This is a genomic window from Armatimonadota bacterium (assembly GCA_037138755.1).
Classification (GTDB): domain Bacteria; phylum Armatimonadota; class Fimbriimonadia; order Fimbriimonadales; family Fimbriimonadaceae; genus Fimbriimonas.
The window spans coordinates 191,599-205,751 of sequence record JBAXHT010000002.1; the positions used below are offsets into that span (position 1 = coordinate 191,599).

A 14,153-nucleotide genomic window follows, 5' to 3' on the forward strand; every position below is an offset into this window, starting at 1 on the left:
AACCCTGACTCTCCGGTGGCTTCCGAGACGAGTGATTCGTTGGCGACACGAGTGGGCCATCGGTGATGAAGCTACTTGCCTAGAAGTCGTCTTTGAGTCGAACTGGACCCTTTCCCTTCGGTTCGCTGAGTTTCGTATCCAGAGTTCGCAGTTTACATCGGGTGTCCTCTCGGGGTTGAATCTTCTCGACGAGGCTTCGTTCCGCGAATACCTTTCGATGCGTAACTTGACTTTTAGACTTGAGGGAGCTCGGGAGCAATTTGTCGACCAGCACGGCGAAGTGGTGTTGGAACGTGTACCGGTCTGGAAGGATGACGAAACAAAGCAGGGGATCGTTGACAAGTATCTAGTTGCTCCAACGCTTGATTTGAAGCAAGTTCCCGCAATGATCGAAGTTTGTCGCTTCCATTCGATGGAATTCTGGAAAGGATATCGACTAGTTTGAGCGGGCTGACCGAGCGTAGCTCTTTGCAACCAGAGCGGTAACAAGTTGCCGCAGTCCATAATTCTGTTCATGCCAACGCTTCTGACGAACTTCTTATGGTGGGCAGATATGTCGCCTCGGTCGATGTTGATTGACGGAGGGCGAGTGGTGGTCGCTCCGACCACAGACAAGCTGGCAGAAGGCGAGGTTTTGGATTGTGGCGGGCAGGTTTTGTTGCCGAAGTTCATCGACGCGCACTGCCACATTTTGCCGACGGGGTTAGACCTTTTGAAGTTGGATCTTTCGGGGTGTGCGACTCAGGAGGAAGTATTGGAGGCGGTTCGAGATCGGGTTGCTTCTACCGAGGGGTGGGTGCTGGCGGTGCAGTACGACCAGACGAAGTATCCGGGCGGGCGGCACATTACTCGCGCGGAGTTGGATGCCGTTTCTGGTTCGCGGCCGATATTGTTGCGGCACTACAACGGCCACGCGAGTGTTGCGAACTCGGCGGCACTAGCGGCGGCGGGAGTGAACGAGCAGACTCCGGAACCGGCGGGCGGAGAGTTTGGCCGGGGGGCGGATGGGCTATTGAACGGCCTCCTCTTGGAGACGGCGCATGAGTATGTATGGGAACGGACTCCGAAGGTGAGCCGTGAGGAGATGGTGACGGCGATTCTGGCGGCGGGCGAGAAGATGGCGGACCTGGGGATCGGGATGGCGGCGGACATGATGACGGGCCGTTTTAACCTGGAAGACGAGGTGTGGGCTTACCGCGAGGCGGCGCGGCGCGGGTGCCGGATTCGGACTCGGCTCTACGTTCAGTGGCGCGAAGTGTTTGGCCCGAAAGGCGTTGGGCTAGCACGTTTGCGCGAGTTAGAAGCTTCGCTCGACGATCCCGACCGAACGAGGATTTGTGGGATCAAGTTATTTGCAGATGGAGCAATCGGGTCGGCGACGGCGGCGATCTATAGCTCTTACACTGGTCGCGAAGCGAACGGTCCGAAGGTTTCTCGTCACGGGCGGAAGACCGAGGCAGAGGGGACGAGCGGACAGCTCATCTACTCGCCAGAAAAGCTTACGGAAATGACCCGGGTCGCCAGCGACGCGGGATACCAAGTCGCGATTCATGCGATTGGTGACTATGCGACTGACTTGGTGCTGGACGCTTTTGAGGCGACGGGTTGCTCCGTACGGCACCGCCTGGAGCACGCAATGATTCTCAGCGACTCCCAAATCGAGCGGATAAGAAACTTGAACCCATTCGTGACATTCCAACCTGAGTTCTTAATGAGGTTTGGCCATGCGTACCGCCTCCAGCTTGGCGAGGAGCGAACCGCGCTTCTTAAGCGCTCAAGGAGCGTTCTTGATGCAGGAATACGGCTGAGCTACAACTCGGATCGGCCGATTGTGCCAGGGGACCCAATGGACGGAATTCGAACCGCGACCAAACGACCGCAAGGCTTCGAACAAAGCGAGAATGTGAACCTCCATGAGGCGATTCTTGCCTACACGGTGGCTGGCGCCGAGGTCTGCGGCGACACAAACTTGGGTGATTTAACCGAAGGCAAGCTAGCTGACTATCAGCTGATTAGTCTTCACCGCTGGTCCGAACTGCTTTGAGCTCTTGGTAGCGGCGGTCGTCTTCGAGGCACTCAGCTGACCATTTGACTTCGTCGTAAAAACTAGTGATCAGGCCTTTGATGACGGGCCGCATGTCTGGGTTCATTTCGTAGGTGAGCCAGCGTCCGTCTTGGCGGGGTTTGAGGATTGCGGCTTCGCGGAGTTTGAGGAGGCGAAGGTCCACTGTGTGACGATCGAGTTCAAGGATGGCTTGGAGGTCTTGGATCGTCGATGGCGTTCGGTAGGTTACGCGAATAATCCTGATGGCAATGGGGTCTGCAAAGCACTTTCCGAAAGTGAGAATTCGATCCATTTCTTGGTTATACGATATTCGTACGGCTTTTGTCGTTAGTTGCACAATTCTGGAATCTTGGTTCGGGTTTTTGGCTGAGGGTTCAGCGAAGGAAGCTGTAGACTAGAAGAGTGGAAACCAAACCTGACGCTCGTGGCCGTTTTGGCGCGTTTGGGGGGCGATTTGTGCCGGAGACACTGATGCCCGCCCTCGAACAGCTTGATGCTGAGTTCGAGAGAGCATGGCAGGATTCGGCGTTTCGGACAGAGTTTAACGATCTGCTTCGGGAGTATGTTGGTCGTCCAAACCCTTTGACTGAGGCGAAGCGGCTCTCAGAAGATACCGGCCTACACATCACGATCAAGCGGGAAGACCTAAACCACACCGGGGCGCACAAGATCAACAATGCACTTGGCCAGGCTCTGCTGGCGGTTCGGATGGGCAAGAAGCGGATCATCGCCGAGACTGGCGCCGGACAGCACGGAGTCGCGACGGCGACTGTTTGTGCGTTGCTGGGACTCGAATGCGAGGTTTACATGGGTGAGGACGACATCGAGCGGCAGATGCTTAACGTGTTCAGGATGAAGCTGTTAGGGGCAAAAGTGAACCCGGTTTCTTCGGGTACCAAAACCTTGAAGGATGCGTTGAACGAGGCGATGCGCGATTGGGTGACCAACGTCGATTCGACCCACTACATCATCGGAACGGCGGCGGGCCCGCATCCTTACCCGTACATGGTTCGAGAGTTTCAGCGAGTGATCGGAGATGAGGCACGGGCGCAGTATCTTGAAAGATATGGCATGACTCCCGAAGCAGTTGTGGCTTGCGTTGGCGGCGGAAGCAATGCGATTGGATTCTTCGCGGGCTTTTATGGTGACGATTCGACCCGTATGGTTGGTGTCGAGGCCGGGGGGCGTGGATTGTCCTCGGGCGCCCACGCGGCTCCGCTGACGGCGGGTTCACCGGGGGTTTTGCATGGGTCTTATAGCTATTTGATGCAAGATGATGATGGTCAAGTGATCGGAACGCACTCGGTCTCGGCGGGGCTGGATTATCCGGGCGTCGGGGCGGAGCACTCTTATCTGAAGGATTTGGGCCGGGCGGAATACGTTGCAGTGACAGACGAAGACGCACTGGATGCGCTTCAGTGGGTCGCGCATCGCGAAGGACTGATTTGTGCTTTGGAGACGGCGCATGCGTTTGCCGCTCTGCGGATTCCGGGGCTGTTTAAGCCGGGCGAGCGAGTGATTGTCAACATGTCAGGTCGTGGCGACAAGGACATGGTGACGGTGGCTGGGCTGCTGAAACTGTAGTTCCAAACAAGTTCCAAACACGATTTCGCCTGAATCTCCGTAACATATCGTCTATGAGATGGTTCACCACGGAAGAGCTTGATATTCAGAAGCAGAAACAGCTTGGTTTGGTGATTGTGGGTGGGCTGTGCTTTAGCGTTCTGTCGGGGTTTGGGATCTACGCGCTAGAGGCGGGGCGACTGGTGTTTACCGGCAGTGCCTCCAATCCAACTTTTCTTCAGGTGCAGAGCATGACCACGAAGGTGCTGGTTGGGATAGCGATGTCAGGGATCGTCCTTGGGGTCTGTGTTACTCTGGGCGGTTTTGTGTACGGGATCTTGGAGGACAAGAAGAAGAACCTTGGGATTCCCAGAGTTTTGGAGCGGGCACGAATTATTGCTCGGTATGGAGTGGATTTTCAGGGGAACTACGTGAATGATGAGCGGCAGTTTGAGAGCCACGACGACCTGCGGTTTTTTGTCCGGATGAAGAGTCCTGGCGAGGGTTCGCTTGAATATGAGTGCTCTCGGCGGGTGTTCGAGTTTTGTGCTGAGGGGACGGTTGGGGACGCCGAAATTCAGGGGCAGTGGATCCGGGGGTACGTCGCTTATCGGGATATGGTGGAGAGTCCGGTGGGGCAGACAATATAGAAAACAGCCCCAGTACTTCAAACACTGGGGCTGAGATTAACTGCCGTCTTCTTTAGAGGCCTGGCTTGGTGCCGCCTTTGCCCTTTCCGGCTCCAGCGCCGCCCGGTCCACCAGGACCGCCGAATCCGCCTTTCTCGCGCATCTTGGCTCGCATTTCTTTGACCATCTTCTCGTACTCAGCGTATTTTGCGTCGCCCATAGCCTTCTTCATTCCGGCTTGGTAGCCATCCATGACGGCCTTGAACTTGTCTCGCATGGCTGGGTCTGGCTTCGGTCGCTCGCCGCCAGCTGCAGGCTTGGGCATCCCCTTCATCAGGGCTTCCATCTTGGTTTTGGTCTCTTCTTTGACCTTCTTGACGGCGTCCATTTGTGGCTTGGTGAGCTTGAGCTTGGCGAGGATTTCGCTGTCCATTCCCATCATCATTCCTGGACCGCGGCGCATTCCTCCACCCGGACCACCTTGGCCACCTGGGCTGAGCTTTCCGCCACCGCCTTGGCCCTTCCCACCGCCGGGACCTGCACCCTGGGCGAATACGGTTACGGTTAGCGCCGACATGACGGCCAGAGCGACGAAGTTTCGGATTACGTTTTTCATTTGTTCCTCTTTATCTCCCCTGTTGGAAACTTCCCTATTGGAAATTGGATCGATGAGAGCTTCAACGATCCAACAGATTCTTAGTTCAGTGCCGTGGATTCTACTTAGAAACTTTGGGTCTTTCTGACTAATGGGGACGTGTTGGGCAGAAAAAAGCCCCCGCAACGGCATTCATGTCGCGAGGGCAAAGCGTTGACGGTTAGTTTCCGCCGTCCTTCTTATCTTTGGCTTTTTTCGCCAAAGCCTTCATCCCTTTTTCATAGTCTTCGTACTGGACCGGGGTGAGAATCTCCTTCAGACCCTTCTTGTAGTCCTCGACGACTTCTTTGACTTTCCCGCGCAGCGCTGCTTTGTCGTCGCCCTTGGTCTTACCCTTCATCAGGTCCTTGAGTTTGGCTTCGGTCTCGCTCTTCAGCTTCTTGACGCCATCTTTTTGCTCGGCGGTGAGGTTGAGCTTTTCGAGGACTTCAACGTCTTTCTTGAGGAGCATCATCGGATCAGCCTTTCCGGCTTTGCCTTGCTTACCTTTCTTTGCTCCGCCTTGGGCCGGAGGGGTGCTCTGGCTTCCGGTTGTTCCAGCGGCCTGGGCATACGCGGTGACGGTTGCCCCTGCGAACAGGGCGGCGACGATGAGGGTTTTGAGAGACTTCTTCATGTTGTTCACGTTCCCGTTTTTGCCGGGCGATGGTGAGGAGAACGCCTTCACCGGAAGAAGGTTTAGTAGAGTTGCGCGGCTTGGGTCTTTGTGACCAATTCCTTAATGGCGGGGTGGTCAGACTCCAGAAATTGATCCGGAGTTCCAAGGAAGACCAGTTCCCCTTTGTGAAGAAATGCCACTCGGTCGCTTACTCGCCTTACGCTCATAAGATCGTGGCTCACCAAAAGACTCGTGACGCCGAGTTCTCTTCTCAGCTGGGAAATCAGTTCGTCAATTTGGTAGGTAGTGATTGGATCAAGGCCAGTGGTCGGTTCGTCGTAGAGCATGATAGAAGGAGAAAGGGCGATGGCGCGGGCCATTCCGACACGCTTGCGCATTCCTCCACTCAACTCGCTCGGGAGAAGATGCTCATTGCCTTCTAGCCCGACTCGGGAGAGGGAATCCTTCAAGAGCGCTCTCTCGTCTTTAGAATTCAACTTCAGATGGCGACCAACTCCGAAGAGGATGTTCTGTTCAACGTTGAGGTAGTCGAAGAGCGCTGCACTCTGGAATACCATCCCCATCTTGCGACGAGCTGCTTCCGGATCGGAGCGAACCTCAACCGAGTCGACCCGAACCGAACCCGAAGTCGGCTGAATCAGTCCCGCAATGCATCTCAAAAGGGTTGTTTTGCCGCCTCCGCTGCTTCCCATCACTGATACGATCTCACCTTTACTGACCGTAAAAGAGATGTTCTTGAGAACTTGCTTGGTTCCAAAGGACTTCGAAAGCTCGGTCACTTCGATCATAGACCGCGCACCTTTTTGAAATCGCTCGGCGACATTCCGAACCTCTGGGCGAAAGCCCGCGAGAACGTTGCAAGGCTGGAGAACCCGACGGCTACGCCAATCTCCGACACTGATCCCTGCCCCTGCTCGAGCATCATCCTCGCTTTCTCGAGGCGAGTTGCAACGAGGTACTTGTGGAAGGGCTGGCCGACTGACTGTTTGAACAGATAGCGGAAATGAGAGGTGCTCATCCCGACTTTTCCGGCGATGTAGTCGTCAGTGATCTCTTTCGAGTAATTACGATCAACGAGGCTTAAAGCCCGGTCGATAATTTGGGGCTGGACTTCTTCGCTGTAGAGCCATGAGCCAACCACTTTGTCGACCATTTCCCTTGCAGACTCTTTGAGAGCCTCCGCTGTGGAAACTTGATCAAATCTTCGAGCAGCCTCGAGCTGGACTCGGTGAAGCGAACGATCTCCGCCAGCCTCAAGCATTCCGGCAGTGACGATGGCAAGGAACGTGAGGGCTTCGCTTCGGGCCTCCTCCAAATCCGGCGATCGGTCTAGTGCTGCCACGAGCTGATCGACTGCCTGAGTGAACCGAACACGATCTCGCATTCGGACAATGCCACCAAGCTCCGCGAGAGAAACTCCGCCGGAGCCGGTGTGAAAGGGACACTTCCCTTTCGTCAGGGGGACCTCGAAAACGACATCGAAGATAACAAAGTTCGCGTGCTCGCTTGAAGCTTGGAAGATGAGGCGCTCTGAACCGGAAGGAAGCTGAAGCTCAATGACATCAAGCCGAACCCGGGTACCGCCGAGCAGAGCACAGCCGACGGTAGTTAGACGACAGTCGGGAGCCATTTCGAACTCGAGAAGTTCGGTTGCAGAGGCATCGCGGTAGTGGCGACCGGCGACAAGATTCTCCCGCCGCAGTTCACCGTTGGAGCCCAAAACCACTAAGGAAGCCCCGGCAGAACCCTTGCGATCAGAACCAAGCGCAAAGATGCCCACAACACTGACTGAACGAGCACTAAGAGGAACCGGAATTGCCAATGTCGCTGGCGAAGAACCCGACTCCCAACCTGGATCGCGGCTGAGCTCCGCCGCGAGCGGGCGCAAGTGCAGATCGCGAAGCACCCCTGAACGGGGGAACTTCGCGATCTCGTACTCGGCGCCGCTGTCGACGTCCAGCATTACTTAACTGCCGTCGTCGTGTGAGGGAGGTGACCGAAGGCCGACTCGCGCATTCCACTGACCCGCGAACTAATCAACTCAGCATCCTTCTGGAAGTAGATTGGGATGAACGGGGCATCTTGGAGAACGATGTCTTCGGCTTTGCCATACAGTTCTTTACGTTTTGCTTCGTCAAGAATTCCGTCGGCCTCAGCACAGAGCTTGTCGTATTCGGCGTTTTTGTAGTTGACCTTGTTCTCGTTGCCGTAGCTGGCGAGGAGCTGAGAGAGAAAGTTTTCGGCGTCTAGGTAGTCCGCCGACCAACGCATATGGAACGCAGGGAGCTTTCGGCTATTGTGCTCCTTGAGGTAAGAACCCCACTCAACCTTGCGAGGCTGGAACTCGATTCCCAAGTTTTGTTTGAGTTGCTGCTGGATTGCTTGAGCAACCAACTCCACGTCTGGTCGTCCGTCTCGATAGCTGAACTGAACGGCCGGGAAACCCTTTCCGTCGGGGAATCCGGCTTCGGCGAGAAGGGCTTTGGCCTTGGCAAGATCGAACTTGAGGTAGTTCGTGGTCTCTCGGAATCCGAATACGCTTGGAGGGAGAATCGAATCGGCGCGACGGTTGACGCCGCCTAGAATGTCGTTGACTATCTTGTCTCGGTCGAGTGCCATTCCAATGGCTTGGCGAACTCGTCGATCTTTAAGAGCAGGAACGACGTCGGTATTGAGGCCAACGTAATACATCGCAGGGCGGTCAAAGGTCTTGAGCTGAGCTTTGAGGGCAGGATCCTTTTCGATGGCGGCAAGGTCGGCTCGCTCTAGGGTCACCAAATCGGTCTCTCCGGTTTTGAATTTATTGAGACGGCTCTGGGCGTCTTTGATGACGGGTCGCTCGATCTTCTCCAGCGCAGGTGCTCCGCCGTGGTAGTCCTTGTTTGCAGCCAGCACAACGATTTCCTCAGGAGTAAACTTCTCGAACTTGAAGGGACCGGTTCCGATCATCTGTTGAACCGTCGCCATATCCTTCATTCCGTCAGGCAGGGCCTCTTTTGCGTAAACGTACGCACACGCATAGGTTAGCTTTCCGAGGAAGTATGGGCGTGGCTTGTCAATAGTGACTTCGAAGGTGTAATCATCAACGACCTTGGCTCCAGTGATCTCCTTCGATTTCCCGGCTAGCTTGTCTCTCAGGCCAACGATGTCGGACATGTACGTTTCGGCAGTACTTGAGCCGTAGTCACGAGTTCCGACCCTCTCCCAGCACCACTTGAAATCAGCAGCTTTGAGTTCACGACCGTTATGGAACTTCACGCCCTTCTTGATGTGAAACACATATGTTTTGCCCCCATTGGTGATGTCCCACTTCTCAGCCAAGTTCGGCTGAACGGTATTGTCCTCGCCCCATTTGACGAGACCCTCGAAGACTTGCTGGCACACATCGATGGTGTCGCCATCCTGGACCTTGCCTGGATCGAGTGAGGTTGGGTTAGTTGGGAGTGGGTATCGGAAAACTCCAGCCCTCCCTTCTCCGCCGCGCGAGCTGAAACCGCCGCTGCCGCCCGAACCCGAACCGCAACCGACGAGGGCAATCGAAATTGCACCAATGACCAAGAGACCGAATGCTCGCATCTTAACGAGCATTTTACTTGAACTTAGGTGCCGCTGGTTCCGAATGCCAGAGACTCCATGAGATGGCTTCGTGCTTTCAGCGGAGCCTCGCAGATGTTGAGCCAGAATGGCTGAAGGGCATTAAGCGTCTCATCTACAAACTTGAGTCCAGGAGGAGGCTCATCCAGTCCGACAAGCGCATTGAGACCATAAAGAACTTCCGCCCGGACAATGAAACGGTCTGAGTATTCACCGGCTACCTCGCGGCAGATATAGCCGCCTGCCTGGGGCGACACCATCGCTTCGGCTTCCTTCACCTCCACCCCGCTTAAGACACAGGAGGCGAAGCTTGGAAGGAATCCGGTTTCGGCAAGAAGTGCGACTTCCGCCCAAGCCAAAGCGACTTTGGGCTTGGGGTGCTTCTCGATGGCGCCAAGAGCCTTGAAGCAGAGCTCATAGACTTCCTCGATCGGGTCTTCGTAGGGTGCAACATACGAAACAATCTCTGCCCATGCTAACGCGAGCGTGAGCCGCTCGTAGTCCTGTCGCAATCCGCGAAACGCGGCAATTGGCTGGGCTTGCTGGATGAACTTCTGGTGCCGACCATTGGCGAAGGTGAGCTGAGCTACAGAAAGCGGTTCACTCACCGAGCGAAGTCGCGAAGTCGGCTTGCGGGCGCCCTTTGCCACCAAGTCGATCTTGCCAAGTTCCCGCGTAAAGCAAACGAGACGCCGGTCAGATTCACCGGCGTCTCGTCGTCTCAGCACAATGGCTTCGACCGTGTGCTCCATTACATTCCGATATGCAGGATTCGTTTCATCAAGAACTCGTCCCAGATGAAGTACATCCGGTCGATAACCAGCGAGAACCGCATCATAACCGTGCTTCCGAAGATCGCGCCAAAGCCGATCATCAGCAGGTACCGACCCGCCACGTTGAAGTTCTTCAGGGCCTTGTTCTTCACTTCAAAGCTAAACAGGAAGTAGCTGAGAACCGAAAGCAGCGTGAAAACAAACAGCGCGTTGGAGATCGCCTGCGACCAAGTGATCGTTACTGCCGCGAGCTCCGCAGGAGCGTCCGAGCGAACGATGAACTTATCGAAGGACGTTGGGATGACTGGAAGCATTCCCTGCTTCATTTGCGGGCCGTACACGGTCCAGAACGATTGGATTTGCTGACCAGACCAAATTCCAAGAAGGATTCCCATGGGGATCTTCGCCATCCAGTTGTGCTTCTTTGTGAAGACCATGTATCCCATGGCTCCGATTGGCACTAGCAAGATGTACGCCCAGCGACCTGGCTCGGTGACGGCCCCAGTTGTTTCAACAACACCTGTGAGCTTGTCCCACCAGATTTCGCGGAGCGACTCGGTCCACACCGCCACCGCAGACCACCCGGCTGCAAGGCCGAGGAAGATGTGCTCGAACACACGGTAGAACTTGTTCTCTTTGTAGAGAACGCTTAGGAGACCGATGGTCGCCAGAACGCCGGCTCCGGCGGCGATTGTCCTGTAGATTTCTAACTGCTCTGGCTTCATGCGTTCCCCTTTTGCTTCTTTCGAGCCGAGATCATTTCGTAGTTACCGATTCCAATCATGATGATCATGAGCAGAAGCGCAACGTGGAGGGTCGGATAGTACTTGGTGCCTTGCCCGACGCTGACGCCAGGCAGTGGAGCGATTTCTCCTTTGACCAACTCGGACGATACTGCGGTGACGCCGTTGGGATCTTTGACATTAACTCCCTTCTCCATCATCTGCTCCATATCGAAGACACCTTTGAGTCCACCGATGAAGCCCTTGATTTGCTTGGAGTTGTAGAAGACCTGGGTTTCGGGAACCATGACGCCGGTGACCGCGAACATGAGTGGAACGTTTTTCGCGCTTATGAACTGGACGTGGAAGTCAGTGGTCTTGGAGGCGGTGCAGTCGATGACGAGATCGAAGTCGCTGACGCTCTTGATCTTCTCCAGCACCGGGCTTTTGAATATCTGCTCCTGAACACCTTTGGTGTCGTTTTCTCTTCTCGAACCGAAGGCGGTTCGGATGTCCTGCGCAACGGCATTGATCGCAACATCAGAGTTTGGATAGTAGCCAGCGCTCACCCACTGGGTCCAGCGTTGGTACTTTTCTTCTTTGTTCGCTGTCCGCTCGGCGTTCACTTCGGCGATGACGTCAAGTGCTGCCCGAGGAGCTTGAGGGTCGGCGGTACTCCAGATGACGAACTTGACATTTTTTCGCATCAGGGTCCGCAGAATCGCTTTCATGTGACCCTTGCTTTCGCCCCGGGTTGAACCCGTCCAGTCGCTTCCGAGCAGGACAACGTCACCCTCTTTCAAAGCGGACAGAGTTTTGTAGAAGTCAACCGAAGGATCGCTTGGCTTATTCGGGATCGGAATCTTAAAGAACAGCGGAATCGAGCAGCACGCAATGAGCAGCGCATAGATGACGAACTTAGGAATGCCGCCTTTTTTCATGCCTTACCTCCTTTTTCGAGGCCGAGCCAGATTCGGAGGGCCATCGAGATGGTCCCAAGTCCGATTCCGAACTTGATTCCGGTGATCGCCGGAGTTTGGAAGGTGTTTTTGAGCCACCCTGCAACCTCCGTGATCTTGAAATTCATCAAGAAATCTGCGGATGCTGTCTTCTCTGTTCCTGCCATGGCCACTACTTTGTCGTCCCAGGCTCCGGCAACAACTCCCATCAAGGAGAGGATCACCAGTAGAGCAGTTCCGAGAAGGATGGTCGCTTCTACCGAGCGAGCTCGGAAGGCTCGGTAGGCCGCCGAGAGAATGAAGAACGCGATGATTGAGAACATCGCTGCATCCATCTGTTGAAGGAGTCCGTCGAACAAGAAGTCACGGATCATATTGACCGTATGCCAATTAGCGGGATCGTCGAAGTCGACCGCCTTCTGGTTTTGGCGAACCATGAAGTCCGCATAACCGAAGGTGATCATGCTGAACATCGCGACCAAAAGGATTACGCTGAATGCCCAGTCCTTCTTCTTCCGTGCGATGTTCATGAGGTGAATCCTCAGCAAGCTAAAGATTCCTAGCCCAAGTAGGAACGCAGCGATGATCTGGACGAAGCTTGAGACAACTCCAAATGATTGCTGGAGGAACGAGCCGACTGACTCAACTCCATTTGCCGGAATCTCCGTTTTGGGGTCGAAGTTGATTGGCTTTGGCCAGTAGGTGTACGCGACCATGAAGCCGCCACTCAGGAAGGTCACGAGCCAGACTAGCGGACGGCGAGCCTGGATCGGGGTTTGCATCACCGCGAGGAAGAGGATGATCCCGAGGATCAGTCCGCCTCCGATGAACATTTTCAGGTCGCCCTGGGGGTTACGTGCCCATATTGTGTCGTTCATTTCGTTTCGGCCTCCTTGCCTGGTTCGGGCGGGGCCTTCTCGCGCTTCATGTCGAGGTCTTTCGGTGGCTTGTCAGCCTTGATCAGTCGCGAGACAGAGAAGGTGGCCTTCTGCTCGTCGGCAAGGGCACCGAGTTGCTTTGCAAGCTCTTCCGGGTTGCTCTTCTGGGCGTTATAAATTTCTTCAGTTTTAGCCGCCAGAGATCGTTGTTGGAATGATGCGTTGACGCAGCCCAAAGCGATGAAGCCGATCGCGACCATCTTTGACCAGTCCTGCCCAACGAGCGAGCCAACCATAATGGGGTCCCGAGTGAGATAAGCCGATGCAGCGTAGAACTCATCGCCAATGAGAACGTAGTCGCAAGCGGCGATGAAGAACGGAGTTTGGGTGGCTTCAGTAGATGAAGCGACTTGAATCGCGCCAATCGAGTTCGCGGTTTCGGCGAAGATCAGCGACTCAGCGTAGAATTCGCCCAGGAAAAAGGCGGCGGCAGTTTGCTCGCGGTGGATGATTCCAGAGACACCGGCCGCGAAGGCGAACTGGCGATCGGAGATGAAGCGGACGGAATCTGGATCGAATCTCTCGGGGTAGCCCTCGGATTGGTAGGTGTCGCGGATGACTTCTTGCGCCAAGGTGAACATCGACGCCGAGTAGGCGCACATGATGATCGGGTTACTGAACCGGGCGGCAGTTTTGGCGACGTGGGCACAGATGTTGATCGCCTGAACCGCGGTTGCGTTGACTGGATCAGATAAGCCGGGAACCATGAGAACCGGGCGTCCCATTTCTGTAGCGCGACCGACGGCCTCATCAATCGCGTTGAGACCCGAGATGCGGCGGATGAAAAGGCTTTGCCCTTTCCCGGCCCGCTTCACGTTGAACACGATGAATACGATAATCATCAGGGTGAAGAGCAGTCCAAACCACCCTACGTCCCAATAGTTCGCACCCAGTAGCTGGCTATCCAGCGACCAGGCTCCTAACTGTTTTTCTGGCATGAAGTCTCCAATAACTGCGGCTCACTATCCGGAATTTCTTCCAGGATACAGATGAGACGTTCGACATTATCCCGCTTTCTCAGCAAATTACTATATTGATTCACGAAATCGAAGCCTAAAAATGGAACCAACATCGGTGCGCTCACCATCGTCAGGTGGGCCATAACGTTGGAAATTGGCTTGTGCATCTCGAAAAAGAGGATCGCGGGGGCTTCGAGTTTGCGCTTACGAATCTCTCCTGCAGCTTTCTGCAGAAGTTCCTCGGTTTGCTCCTCGCTGAGCTCATCCTCCCAAAAATCGAACATCTTTGCCTGTATGAGAACGGATGATTTCCATAACCTGTTCCCGGTCGACAGTGTCGTCGAAGACCAATCGGACTCCTCGCGTCGCGTCGAGCCTAGATTCTGACTCAAACGGGGACAGTTGTACCGCGTTTTCTTCAACTTTCACGCTTTTCACCTTATCCCAGGTGATCGTGCTGAATCCGGCGGTCGCTCCGACTTCGGAGACTTCGCACTTTTTGCCGACCGTGTATTCAAATATGATGGGCGCTAAGAACCCCATCGCAAGCACCGCGAGAAGAGGGACGCGCATGATGAAGCCGGCGAGTACCGCTCCGAAAGCGACCGCAATGATCACTGCGGTGCGCTGTGGCGTCACTTCCGTAGATTTCACTTTCCATTTGGTCGTCATTCGAC

At 55.1% G+C, this 14,153-nt stretch carries 17 protein-coding genes; 4 read left to right on the forward strand and 13 right to left on the reverse strand.

Annotation, left to right across the window (positions count from 1 at the left end; translation table 11 throughout):
• The first annotated feature begins 31 nt into the window (after window positions 1–31).
• Both WCK51_10650 and WCK51_10655 read left to right on the forward strand, forming a co-directional pair.
• Window positions 32–445, forward strand: a complete 414-nt coding sequence (locus WCK51_10650; GenBank protein ID MEI7577343.1) for a hypothetical protein — start codon at window positions 32–34, stop codon at window positions 443–445.
• Window positions 446–514: 69 nt separating this feature from the next.
• Entirely contained in the window at window positions 515–2,044 is a 1,530-nt protein-coding gene (locus tag WCK51_10655; GenBank protein ID MEI7577344.1) for an amidohydrolase, read from the forward strand.
• Here the strand turns inward: WCK51_10655 and WCK51_10660 are convergent.
• On the reverse strand, window positions 2,013–2,357 hold the full coding sequence (locus tag WCK51_10660) for a hypothetical protein (protein ID MEI7577345.1): 345 nt from the start codon (window positions 2,355–2,357) through the stop codon (window positions 2,013–2,015). The genes WCK51_10655 and WCK51_10660 overlap by 32 nt on opposite strands.
• Window positions 2,358–2,467: 110 nt before the next feature.
• Here WCK51_10660 and trpB point away from each other — a divergent pair, with 110 nt between their 5' ends.
• Both trpB and WCK51_10670 read left to right on the forward strand, forming a co-directional pair.
• A complete protein-coding gene (gene trpB, locus WCK51_10665; protein MEI7577346.1) occupies window positions 2,468–3,649 on the forward strand; it encodes a tryptophan synthase subunit beta in 1,182 nt (393 codons plus the stop codon).
• A 53-nt stretch (window positions 3,650–3,702) separates the two neighbouring features.
• Complete coding sequence (locus WCK51_10670; GenBank protein ID MEI7577347.1) at window positions 3,703–4,278, forward strand: hypothetical protein; 576 nt, start codon at window positions 3,703–3,705, stop codon at window positions 4,276–4,278.
• Between the two features lie 52 nt (window positions 4,279–4,330).
• Here WCK51_10670 and WCK51_10675 read toward each other — a convergent pair whose 3' ends face one another.
• The 12 genes from WCK51_10675 to WCK51_10730 form a co-directional block, all read right to left on the reverse strand.
• Window positions 4,331–4,873, reverse strand: coding sequence for a hypothetical protein (locus tag WCK51_10675; protein ID MEI7577348.1), 543 nt, complete (start codon window positions 4,871–4,873; stop codon window positions 4,331–4,333).
• 199 nt (window positions 4,874–5,072) lie between these two features.
• Window positions 5,073–5,579: a hypothetical protein gene (locus WCK51_10680; GenBank protein ID MEI7577349.1), complete on the reverse strand. Its 507-nt coding sequence runs from the start codon at window positions 5,577–5,579 to the stop codon at window positions 5,073–5,075.
• A gap of 11 nt (window positions 5,580–5,590) precedes the next feature.
• Window positions 5,591–6,319 (reverse strand): ATP-binding cassette domain-containing protein, encoded by a 729-nt coding sequence (locus WCK51_10685; GenBank protein ID MEI7577350.1) that lies wholly within the window; start codon window positions 6,317–6,319, stop codon window positions 5,591–5,593.
• Complete coding sequence (locus WCK51_10690; GenBank protein MEI7577351.1) at window positions 6,316–7,494, reverse strand: AraC family transcriptional regulator; 1,179 nt, start codon at window positions 7,492–7,494, stop codon at window positions 6,316–6,318. Before WCK51_10690 ends, WCK51_10685 begins: the two co-directional genes overlap by 4 nt.
• Window positions 7,494–9,107 carry an ABC transporter substrate-binding protein gene (locus WCK51_10695; GenBank protein MEI7577352.1) on the reverse strand — a complete coding sequence of 538 codons (1,614 nt, stop codon included), beginning with the start codon at window positions 9,105–9,107 and terminating at the stop codon, window positions 7,494–7,496. Before WCK51_10695 ends, WCK51_10690 begins: the two co-directional genes overlap by 1 nt.
• A gap of 23 nt (window positions 9,108–9,130) precedes the next feature.
• Window positions 9,131–9,877 (reverse strand): DNA repair protein RecO, encoded by a 747-nt coding sequence (gene recO / locus WCK51_10700; protein MEI7577353.1) that lies wholly within the window; start codon window positions 9,875–9,877, stop codon window positions 9,131–9,133.
• On the reverse strand, window positions 9,877–10,623 hold the full coding sequence (locus WCK51_10705) for a hypothetical protein (protein MEI7577354.1): 747 nt from the start codon (window positions 10,621–10,623) through the stop codon (window positions 9,877–9,879). Before WCK51_10705 ends, recO begins: the two co-directional genes overlap by 1 nt.
• Window positions 10,620–11,561 carry a hypothetical protein gene (locus WCK51_10710; GenBank protein ID MEI7577355.1) on the reverse strand — a complete coding sequence of 314 codons (942 nt, stop codon included), beginning with the start codon at window positions 11,559–11,561 and terminating at the stop codon, window positions 10,620–10,622. Before WCK51_10710 ends, WCK51_10705 begins: the two co-directional genes overlap by 4 nt.
• Window positions 11,558–12,457 (reverse strand): hypothetical protein, encoded by a 900-nt coding sequence (locus WCK51_10715; GenBank protein MEI7577356.1) that lies wholly within the window; start codon window positions 12,455–12,457, stop codon window positions 11,558–11,560. Before WCK51_10715 ends, WCK51_10710 begins: the two co-directional genes overlap by 4 nt.
• Window positions 12,454–13,455 (reverse strand): DUF6754 domain-containing protein, encoded by a 1,002-nt coding sequence (locus tag WCK51_10720; protein MEI7577357.1) that lies wholly within the window; start codon window positions 13,453–13,455, stop codon window positions 12,454–12,456. Before WCK51_10720 ends, WCK51_10715 begins: the two co-directional genes overlap by 4 nt.
• Window positions 13,437–13,760 (reverse strand): hypothetical protein, encoded by a 324-nt coding sequence (locus WCK51_10725; protein MEI7577358.1) that lies wholly within the window; start codon window positions 13,758–13,760, stop codon window positions 13,437–13,439. The genes WCK51_10720 and WCK51_10725 overlap by 19 nt, the downstream gene beginning before the upstream one ends.
• Window positions 13,738–14,148: a hypothetical protein gene (locus WCK51_10730; GenBank protein ID MEI7577359.1), complete on the reverse strand. Its 411-nt coding sequence runs from the start codon at window positions 14,146–14,148 to the stop codon at window positions 13,738–13,740. The genes WCK51_10725 and WCK51_10730 overlap by 23 nt, the downstream gene beginning before the upstream one ends.
• Between the last annotated feature and the right edge of the window lie 5 nt (window positions 14,149–14,153).

Bases quoted from the DNA above. Each gene is read 5' to 3' on its own strand.
- WCK51_10655 (MEI7577344.1), top strand. From the start codon at position 515: ATGCCAACGCTTCTGACGAACTTCTTATGGTGGGCAGATATGTCGCCT.
- WCK51_10660 (MEI7577345.1), bottom strand. From the start codon at position 2,357: ATGGATCGAATTCTCACTTTCGGAAAGTGCTTTGCAGACCCCATTGCC.
- WCK51_10670 (MEI7577347.1), top strand. From the start codon at position 3,703: ATGAGATGGTTCACCACGGAAGAGCTTGATATTCAGAAGCAGAAACAG.
- WCK51_10675 (MEI7577348.1), bottom strand. From the start codon at position 4,873: ATGAAAAACGTAATCCGAAACTTCGTCGCTCTGGCCGTCATGTCGGCG.
- WCK51_10685 (MEI7577350.1), bottom strand. From the start codon at position 6,319: ATGATCGAAGTGACCGAGCTTTCGAAGTCCTTTGGAACCAAGCAAGTT.
- WCK51_10690 (MEI7577351.1), bottom strand. From the start codon at position 7,494: ATGCTGGACGTCGACAGCGGCGCCGAGTACGAGATCGCGAAGTTCCCC.
- WCK51_10695 (MEI7577352.1), bottom strand. From the start codon at position 9,107: ATGCGAGCATTCGGTCTCTTGGTCATTGGTGCAATTTCGATTGCCCTC.
- recO (MEI7577353.1), bottom strand. From the start codon at position 9,877: ATGGAGCACACGGTCGAAGCCATTGTGCTGAGACGACGAGACGCCGGT.
- WCK51_10705 (MEI7577354.1), bottom strand. From the start codon at position 10,623: ATGAAGCCAGAGCAGTTAGAAATCTACAGGACAATCGCCGCCGGAGCC.
- WCK51_10710 (MEI7577355.1), bottom strand. From the start codon at position 11,561: ATGAAAAAAGGCGGCATTCCTAAGTTCGTCATCTATGCGCTGCTCATT.
- WCK51_10715 (MEI7577356.1), bottom strand. From the start codon at position 12,457: ATGAACGACACAATATGGGCACGTAACCCCCAGGGCGACCTGAAAATG.
- WCK51_10720 (MEI7577357.1), bottom strand. From the start codon at position 13,455: ATGCCAGAAAAACAGTTAGGAGCCTGGTCGCTGGATAGCCAGCTACTG.
- WCK51_10725 (MEI7577358.1), bottom strand. From the start codon at position 13,760: ATGTTCGATTTTTGGGAGGATGAGCTCAGCGAGGAGCAAACCGAGGAA.
- WCK51_10730 (MEI7577359.1), bottom strand. From the start codon at position 14,148: ATGACGACCAAATGGAAAGTGAAATCTACGGAAGTGACGCCACAGCGC.